This is a genomic window from Azospira oryzae (genome assembly GCF_004217225.1).
GTDB classification, from domain to species: Bacteria; Pseudomonadota; Gammaproteobacteria; order Burkholderiales; family Rhodocyclaceae; genus Azospira; species Azospira oryzae.
In genome coordinates this window covers 1-5,356 of record NZ_SHKM01000006.1, presented here as the reverse complement: position 1 = coordinate 5,356, position 5,356 = coordinate 1, and the positions used below count along the sequence as shown (strand labels likewise).

The window sequence follows — 5,356 nt, the reverse complement described above, 5'->3', positions numbered from 1 at the left end:
AAACACCCCAGCCACGAGGTAGCTGGGGTGTTGTAAGGGGAGCCTGGCGGTGACCTACTTTCGCACATGAAGTATGCACTATCATCGGCGCAACTCTGTTTCACGGTCCTGTTCGGGATGGGAAGGGGTGGGTCCAGAGCGCTATGGCCGCCAAGCGTAACTTGTTCGCTCGCCGTCGAGTGACGTCGAGCGCAAAATGGGAGAAGGTTAAATGTGATTGCGTTTCAAACTGAAGCGCTTTGATCTCAGAGTTATAGGATCAAGCCGCACGGGCAATTAGTATCGGTTAGCTTAACGCATTACTGCGCTTCCACACCCGACCTATCAACGTGGTGGTCTTCCACGACCCTTTAGGGGGCTCGAAGCCCCGGGGAAGTCTAATCTTGAGGCGAGTTTCCCGCTTAGATGCTTTCAGCGGTTATCTCTTCCGTACTTAGCTACCCGGCGATGCGACTGGCGTCACAACCGGTACACCAGGGGTACGTCCACTCCGGTCCTCTCGTACTAGGAGCAGCCCCCCTCAAACTTCCAGCGCCCACGGCAGATAGGGACCAAACTGTCTCACGACGTTTTAAACCCAGCTCACGTACCTCTTTAAATGGCGAACAGCCATACCCTTGGGACCGGCTACAGCCCCAGGATGAGATGAGCCGACATCGAGGTGCCAAACACCGCCGTCGATATGAACTCTTGGGCGGTATCAGCCTGTTATCCCCAGAGTACCTTTTATCCGTTGAGCGATGGCCCTTCCATACAGAACCACCGGATCACTATGACCTGCTTTCGCACCTGCTCGACTTGTGGGTCTCGCAGTCAAGCACGCTTATGCCATTGCACTATTAGCACGATGTCCGACCGTACCTAGCGTACCTTCGTACTCCTCCGTTACCTTTTGGGAGGAGACCGCCCCAGTCAAACTGCCTACCATGCACGGTCCCAGACCTGGATTCACAGGCCATGGTTAGAACCTCAAACAAACCAGGGTGGTATTTCAAGGACGACTCCACCAGAACTAGCGTCCTGGTCTCACAGTCTCCCACCTATCCTACACAGATCGGTTCAAAGTCCAATGCAAAGCTACAGTAAAGGTTCATGGGGTCTTTCCGTCTAGCCGCGGGGAGATTGCATCTTCACAAACATTTCAATTTCGCTGAGTCTCAGGAGGAGACAGTGTGGCCATCGTTACGCCATTCGTGCAGGTCGGAACTTACCCGACAAGGAATTTCGCTACCTTAGGACCGTTATAGTTACGGCCGCCGTTTACCGGGGCTTCGATCAAGAGCTTGCACCCCATCACTTAACCTTCCGGCACCGGGCAGGCGTCACACCCTATACGTCCACTTTCGTGTTTGCAGAGTGCTGTGTTTTTATTAAACAGTCGCAGCCACCATTTCACTGCAACCCCATCGAGCTTCGAGAGCAAGTCTCTACACCCTACCGGGGCGCACCTTATCCCGAAGTTACGGTGCCAATTTGCCGAGTTCCTTCTCCTGAGTTCTCTCAAGCGCCTTAGAATTCTCATCCTGCCCACCTGTGTCGGTTTGCGGTACGGTCCCAATGTAACTGAAGCTTAGAGGCTTTTCTTGGAAGCTTGGTATCAATCACTTCGCGCTCAAAGAGCGCTCGTCGTCACGCCTCAGCTTAGCCCCCCGGATTTGCCTAAGGGGCACGCCTACACGCTTAAACCGGGACGTCCAACACCCGGCTGACCTAACCTTCTCCGTCCCCCCATCGCATTACATTGAGGTACAGGAATATTAACCTGTTTCCCATCGACTACGCTTTTCAGCCTCGCCTTAGGGGCCGACTCACCCTGCGCCGATGAACGTTGCGCAGGAAACCTTGGGCTTTCGGCGAGGGAGCTTTTCACTCCCTTTATCGCTACTCATGTCAGCATTCGCACTTCTGATACCTCCAGCATCCCTCACGAGACACCTTCAACGGCCTACAGAACGCTCTCCTACCATATCCAAAGGATATCCGCGATTTCGGTGCATAGTTTGAGCCCCGTTACATCTTCCGCGCAGGACGACTCGACCAGTGAGCTATTACGCTTTCTTTAAAGGATGGCTGCTTCTAAGCCAACCTCCTGGCTGTCTGAGCCTTCCCACCTCGTTTCCCACTTAACTATGTCTTTGGGACCTTAATCGGCGGTCTGGGTTGTTTCCCTCTTGACACCGGACGTTAGCACCCGATGTCTGTCTCCCAAGCTCGCACTCTACGGTATTCAGAGTTTGCTATGGCGAAGTAAGTCGCGATGACCCCTTCAACCATTACAGTGCTTTACCCCCGTAGGTGATACTTGAGGCACTACCTAAATAGTTTTCGGAGAGAACCAGCTATTTCCGGATTTGTTTAGCCTTTCACCCCTATCCACAGCTCATCCCCTAACTTTTCAACGTTAGTGGGTTCGGACCTCCAGTGCGTGTTACCGCACCTTCATCCTGGCCATGGATAGATCATCCGGTTTCGGGTCTACGCCATGCTACTTAACGCCCTTATCAGACTCGGTTTCCCTACGCCTTCCCTACTCGGTTAAGCTCGCAACATAACGTAAGTCGCTGACCCATTATACAAAAGGTACGCAGTCACCCCACGAAGGGGCTCCCACTGTTTGTATGCATGCGGTTTCAGGATCTATTTCACTCCCCTCCCGGGGTTCTTTTCGCCTTTCCCTCACGGTACTGGTTCACTATCGGTCGATTACGAGTATTTAGCCTTGGAGGATGGTCCCCCCATATTCAGACAGGGTTTCACGTGCCCCGCCCTACTTGTCGCAAACTTAGTACCACGATCCTGTTTTCGCGTACGGGGCTATCACCCACTACGGCGACACTTTCCAGAGTCTTCCGCTAACAGATTCGCTATCACTTGCAGGCTGTTCCCATTTCGCTCGCCACTACTTTGGGAATCTCGGTTGATTTCTTTTCCTCCGGCTACTTAGATGTTTCAGTTCACCGGGTTCGCCTCCACTGACCTATGTATTCAGTCAGGGATACTCCTTGCGGAGTGGGTTTCCCCATTCGGACATCTCTGGATCAAAGCTTCGTTGCCAGCTCCCCAGAGCTTTTCGCAGGCTTGCACGTCCTTCATCGCCTGTAATCGCCAAGGCATCCACCACATGCACTTAGTCGCTTGATCCTATAACTTTGAGGCCTCTTCCGAGGCAGTTATAAGCAACTCAGTTTGTGTTTGTATCGCGCTAGCTGTAACGCGATACGATGCAATCACAATGTATATCTGGCTTGGTTTCGGCTCCAGATATACAACCTTCTCCATTTTGTTAAAGAGCAAACAGCATTGACCAAGAGGTCAGACCTAAGCATCCGTGCTTACGTATGAGCTCTTGCAGACAACCGAAGGGGTTGGTGGAGGCAGACGGGATCGAACCGACGACATCCAGCTTGCAAAGCTGGCGCTCTCCCAACTGAGCTATGCCCCCGCCTGATGAAGCGTTGGTGGGTCAGGTAGGAATCGAACCTACGACCCCCGCCTTATCAAGACGGTGCTCTAACCGACTGAGCTACTGACCCAAACTTCTCTTATCGAAGGGTCAGTAGAGGACCCGGAGTCAGTACGCCTGCGCGCTACTCCTGCTCCTGGCCTTTCCCTCATGCTGTTACTTGAACAACCGATAGGTTGTAGATGCTTGGAGGATGCTTTTCTCTAGAAAGGAGGTGATCCAGCCGCACCTTCCGATACGGCTACCTTGTTACGACTTCACCCCAGTCATGAATCCTACCGTGGTAATCGCCCTCCTTACGGTTAGGCTAACTACTTCTGGTAGAACCCACTCCCATGGTGTGACGGGCGGTGTGTACAAGACCCGGGAACGTATTCACCGCGACATGCTGATCCGCGATTACTAGCGATTCCGACTTCACGCAGTCGAGTTGCAGACTGCGATCCGGACTACGATCGGCTTTCTGGGATTGGCTCCACCTCGCGGCTTGGCAACCCTCTGTACCGACCATTGTATGACGTGTGAAGCCCTACCCATAAGGGCCATGAGGACTTGACGTCATCCCCACCTTCCTCCGGTTTGTCACCGGCAGTCTCATTAAAGTGCCCAACTAAATGATGGCAATTAATGACAAGGGTTGCGCTCGTTGCGGGACTTAACCCAACATCTCACGACACGAGCTGACGACAGCCATGCAGCACCTGTGTCCAGGCTCCCTTTCGGGCACCAATCCATCTCTGGAAAGTTCCTGGCATGTCAAGGGTAGGTAAGGTTTTTCGCGTTGCATCGAATTAATCCACATCATCCACCGCTTGTGCGGGTCCCCGTCAATTCCTTTGAGTTTTAACCTTGCGGCCGTACTCCCCAGGCGGTCAACTTCACGCGTTAGCTGCGGTACTAAAAGGTTTAACCCTTCCAACACCTAGTTGACATCGTTTAGGGCGTGGACTACCAGGGTATCTAATCCTGTTTGCTCCCCACGCTTTCGTGCATGAGCGTCAGTACTAACCCAGGGGGCTGCCTTCGCCATCGGTATTCCTCCACATCTCTACGCATTTCACTGCTACACGTGGAATTCTACCCCCCTCTGCCGTACTCTAGCCTCGCAGTCACAAACGCAGTTCCCAGGTTGAGCCCGGGGATTTCACGTCTGTCTTACGAAACCGCCTGCGCACGCTTTACGCCCAGTAATTCCGATTAACGCTCGCACCCTACGTATTACCGCGGCTGCTGGCACGTAGTTAGCCGGTGCTTCTTATGCGGGTACCGTCATCAACAACGGATATTAGCCGTTGCCATTTCTTCCCCGCCGAAAGAGCTTTACAACCCGAAGGCCTTCTTCACTCACGCGGCATGGCTGGATCAGGGTTGCCCCCATTGTCCAAAATTCCCCACTGCTGCCTCCCGTAGGAGTCTGGGCCGTGTCTCAGTCCCAGTGTGGCAGATCATCCTCTCAGACCTGCTACGGATCGTCGCCTTGGTGAGCTTTTACCTCACCAACTAGCTAATCCGACATCGGCCGCTCCAAGAGCGCGAGGTCTTGCGATCCCCCGCTTTCCTGCTCACAGAATATGCGGTATTAGCGTAACTTTCGCTACGTTATCCCCCACTCCTGGGTACGTTCCGATGTATTACTCACCCGTTCGCCACTCGCCACCAGGAGCAAGCTCCCGTGCTGCCGTTCGACTTGCATGTGTAAGGCATGCCGCCAGCGTTCAATCTGAGCCAGGATCAAACTCTTCAGTTTAATCTCTGCTTAAAACTCGCTTGACGGATATATTCAAGTTTCCTTGACTACATCTTTGTGCAAGCGCTTGATTCATTTGTCCGACCTAAGCCGGAACACCCAACCAAGCACCTACACCTATCGGTTGTCCTATTTTTTAAAGAGCT

General features: G+C 53.2%; 2 tRNA genes and 3 rRNA genes. All 5 read right to left on the bottom strand.

The features are described from left to right. Nucleotides 1-41: 41 nt before the first annotated feature. Nucleotides 42-155 (bottom strand): 5S ribosomal RNA (gene rrf / locus EV678_RS15995). 100 nt (nucleotides 156-255) lie between these two features. Then, nucleotides 256-3,141 (bottom strand): 23S ribosomal RNA (locus tag EV678_RS15990). A 225-nt stretch (nucleotides 3,142-3,366) separates the two neighbouring features. Beyond that, nucleotides 3,367-3,442 (bottom strand) — tRNA-Ala (locus tag EV678_RS15985). A gap of 14 nt (nucleotides 3,443-3,456) precedes the next feature. Then, nucleotides 3,457-3,533 (bottom strand) — tRNA-Ile (locus EV678_RS15980). Nucleotides 3,534-3,670: 137 nt separating this feature from the next. Continuing rightward, nucleotides 3,671-5,210 (bottom strand): 16S ribosomal RNA (locus EV678_RS15975). The 16S, 23S and 5S rRNA genes sit together here with 2 tRNA genes alongside, the layout of an rRNA operon. Nucleotides 5,211-5,356: the final 146 nt, after the last annotated feature.